Raw genomic sequence first — 3,624 nt, 5'->3', positions numbered from 1 at the left:
GGAGGACGAAGGTTGCGGGGGCGCCCATGTCTGCGGGGGCCCAACCGGCACTGGGGGTCGCCACGTTGCGGGCTGCGCGGGTGTCGGCGGTGGCTTTGTCGGTTGACTTCAGAGTGCGGGTGAGTGGGGGCTGGTCGCGCAGTTCCCCGCGCCCCTTAAAAGCCTCGCCTGAGCCTGCGTTGGAAGGCACCGCATGTGTCCCGGACCCCTTAAGGGCATCACCTGGGCCTGCGCTGGAAGGCTCGGCGTGTGTCCCGCGCCCCCGAAAAGCCTCAGCCGAGCCTGTGCTGCGAAGTTCTGCCGTTGAGTCCGACGCCGACCACTGCTCGCCGCGCTTCCCCGCGTCCATCGCCTCGTTGGCCAAGCGGTCCGCGTGTTTGTTCTGGGCCCTCGGGATCCACTCGTACGTCACCTGCTCGGCCGGGAAGACGGTGGCCGCCTCTGCCGCCAGCGGCTTCATGTCGGGGTGTTTGATCTTCCAGCGGCCCGACATCTGCTCGACGACCAGCTTGGAGTCCATGCGGACGTGGATCCGGGCGGCGGGGTCCAGGGCGTGGGCCGTGCGGAGGCCGGCGAGCAGGCCCCGGTACTCGGCGACGTTGTTCGTGGCGATGCCGATGTACTCGGCCGCCTCCGCCAGCGTCTCTCCCGTCGTCGCGTCGATGACGACGGAACCGTAGCCCGCGGGGCCCGGGTTGCCCCGGGAACCGCCGTCGGCCTCGACGATGAACTCCCGCACGGCGCAGGCTCCTTACAGGCCGGACTCGGACGTGCGGACCAGGATGCGGCGGCAGTTCTCGCAGCGGACGACCGTGTCGGGGGCCGCCGCGCGGACCTCGTTGAAGTCGGTGATGGCGAGCTCCTGGCGGCAGCCTTGGCAGGTGCGCTGGTACAGCTTGGCCGCGCCGATGCCGCCCTGCTGCTGGCGGAGCTTGTCGTAGAGCTTGAGGAGGTCCGCGGGGATGGTGGCCGAGACGACCTCGCGCTCCTTCTCGGCCGTGGCCTCCTCGGCGTCGAGGGTCTCGTAGGCGGCGTCGCGGCGGGCGGTCGCGTCGTCGATCCTGCCCTGTACGGAACCGACGCGCTCGGTCAGTTCGGCGGTGCGCTCCTGCGCGGACTCACGGCGCTCCATGACTTCGAGGACGATGTCCTCCAGGTCGCCCTGGCGCTTGGCGAGGGAGACGATCTCGCGCTGGAGGTTCTCCAGGTCCTTGGGCGAGGTGACGGCACCCGAGTCGAGGCGCTGCTGGTCGCGGGTGGCGCGCTGGCGCACCTGGTCCACGTCCTGCTCGGCCTTGGTCTGCTCGCGGGCGCAGTCGCTCTCCTCGGTCTGCGCGGCCACGAGCAGGTCGCGCAGCTGGGTGAGGTCCTTGGTCAGCGAGTCGATCTCGGCGTGCTCGGGCAGGGAGTTGCGCTTGTGCGCGAGCTGCGAGAGGCGTACGTCGAGGGCCTGGACGTCGAGAAGTCGGATCTGGTCGGCGGGCGCGGCGTTCAGTTGGGGGCTCCAGGTTTGTCAGGTGTGGTGGTGGACGCCGCGTGGGCGGTCCAGGGGTCGGTGACCGTCTTGGAGACGTGGACCCTGAGGTCCCATCCCTCGCGGTCGGAGATCTCGTCGAGCTGGGCGGCGGCCAGCTCGCACCAGGGCCACTCGGTGGCCCAGTGCGCCGCGTCGAGCAGCGCGAGAGGGTTCTGTGAGTTCTGAGAGTTCTGGGCGCGGGCCTCTGATACCGGGTGGTGGCGGAGGTCCGCGGTGAGAAAGGCGTCCACGCCTGCTGCTCGTACGTCGTCGAAGAGGCTGTCGCCGGAGCCGCCGCTGACCGCGATCCGGTGGACCAGGGCGTCGGGGTCGCCCGCGACGCGGATGCCCTGCGCGGTGGCGGGCAGGCGCTCGGCGGCTCGGGCCGCGAGGTCGCGGACGGTCAGGGGGTGGTCCAGCTCGCAGATCCGGCCCAGGCCCCGGCGGCCCTCCGGATCGGTCGGGTCCGGTACGAGCGGTCCTACGACCCTGAGGTCCAGCGCGCCCGCGAGGGCGTCGGAGACTCCCGGGTCGGCGCGGTCGGCGTTGGTGTGGGCGACGTGCAGCGCGATGTCGTGCTTGATCAGGGTGTGCACCACGCGGCCCTTGAAGGTGGACGCCGCGACCGTGGTCGTACCGCGCAGGTAGAGGGGGTGGTGGGTGACCAGCAGGCCGGCGCCCAGCTTCACGGCCTCGTCGACGATCTCCTGGACCGGGTCGACGGCGAACAGCACGCGGGTGACGTCCTGGTCCGGGTCGCCCACGACGGTGCCGACCGCGTCCCAGGACTCGGCCCGCTCGGCGGGCCACAGGTTCTCCAGCGCGGCGATGACTTCGGACAGGCGGGGTACGGACTGACGGGGCACGGGGAAAGGCTACCTGGCCGCACTGTGCGGCTGAACCGCTGAAGCCGCCGTATGCGGGCCTACGGCCCCGTTCAGCACACCCGCCCCGGTTTCCTCAGGCGAATCGTTACTTGGCCACCCTTATTGGTGAAGCGGCTGCTCATCGGTCCCACGTCCGTACGTGCGAAAACTAGTTTCGTGGCCGGAGGTGACCGAACCATGACGGCCTGTGCGATCGAGCCCACGGCGGCGGACGAGGACGGGGACGACTGCGGAGACGAGTGCGGGGACCCGCGGAACGGTGGCACCGCGTGTGCGATCACCGCGGACGGGGCGTACGCCGCCCGCCTCGCGCCGGCCGGCGACTGTCTGTTCCCTGAGCGGTGGACGCTGGACGGCCCCGAGCCGTACGCCGTGCCGCTGCCCGGCAACCAGCCGGAGGAACCCGGCACCGAGGTCCAGCCGATGGGCGACGGGCGGGTGCTCATCCGGCGGCTGGTCGACGGGCGGCACGCGTTCTCGCTGTTGTACCCGACCGGCCCGGGCACCGGTGAGCTGCTGCTCGGCGCGATCGAGTGCCCTGACCCCGACACCCGGCTACGGCTGCTGCCGCCCGCGCCGGGGGGCGAGAAGGCGTACGCCCTCGCCGTGGGCCGGCGCTCGACCGCCGTGTGGCTGGTGGCGGGCGGGGCCTTCGGGCCGGAGCATCTCGCGATGGTCCCGGGACGGTGTTCGGGCGGGGTCTGGCTGGACCGGGCCGGGCGGATGCTGGCCCTGGACCGGGAGGTCGGCGGGCGGACCAAGGCGATCGTGGTCGACCTGGAGCGGGACGGGGAGGTGTCGCCGCTGCTGCAGATCGCCGCGGACAGCGACGACCGGCTGCTCGCGGCCGATCCCGACAGCGGGCTGCTCCTCATCAGCTCGGACGCGCCGTCGCCGGGGCGGGAGGAGCGGCTGGGCTGGGGGGTGATCGGCTCCACGCTTCCGGTGCGGTTCCCGGAGTGCCTGCGGCTGCCGGACTGCACGGTGACGCCGTTCGCGATCCAGCCGGGGCAGGTGCTGATGCCGGAGAACTGCGGGGTCGCGCTGCGCGTCGACGGACCGGCCGGCACCTGGTTCGCCGTATGGCGGCCCGCCGAGCGGCAGTTGCTCCAACTCCCGGCGCCCGAGGGGTGGTTGGCGGGTGCCGGGCTGTGGACCGAGGACGGGGTGCTGCGACTGCCGTACGCCACACGGGAAGTGCCGTGCGGTGTGGCGTACGGC

At 72.0% G+C, this 3,624-nt stretch carries 4 protein-coding genes; 1 reads left to right on the top strand and 3 read right to left on the bottom strand.

Going from position 1 to position 3,624, the window contains the following annotated elements:
* The 3 genes from AC31A1_RS48640 to AC31A1_RS48630 form a co-directional block, all read right to left on the bottom strand.
* Nucleotides 1-739 (bottom strand): reverse transcriptase-like protein (locus AC31A1_RS48640; protein WP_489659465.1); only part of this gene is annotated, 739 nt, incomplete at its 3' end.
* 12 nt (nucleotides 740-751) lie between these two features.
* Nucleotides 752-1,495: a zinc ribbon domain-containing protein gene (locus AC31A1_RS48635; protein WP_489659466.1), complete on the bottom strand. Its 744-nt coding sequence runs from the start codon at nucleotides 1,493-1,495 to the stop codon at nucleotides 752-754.
* Complete coding sequence (locus tag AC31A1_RS48630; RefSeq protein WP_489659464.1) at nucleotides 1,492-2,382, bottom strand: Nif3-like dinuclear metal center hexameric protein; 891 nt, start codon at nucleotides 2,380-2,382, stop codon at nucleotides 1,492-1,494. The genes AC31A1_RS48635 and AC31A1_RS48630 overlap by 4 nt, the downstream gene beginning before the upstream one ends.
* Before the next feature lie 198 nt (nucleotides 2,383-2,580).
* Here AC31A1_RS48630 and AC31A1_RS48625 point away from each other — a divergent pair.
* The coding region (locus AC31A1_RS48625) for a hypothetical protein (protein ID WP_489659463.1) at nucleotides 2,581-3,624 on the top strand (1,044 nt) is incomplete at its 3' end.

The sequence above is a fragment of the Streptomyces sp. P5F9 genome (genome assembly GCF_057961495.1).
The sequence above is the reverse complement of the archived record's forward strand: the minus strand, read 5'-3'. Positions and strand labels throughout refer to the sequence as shown.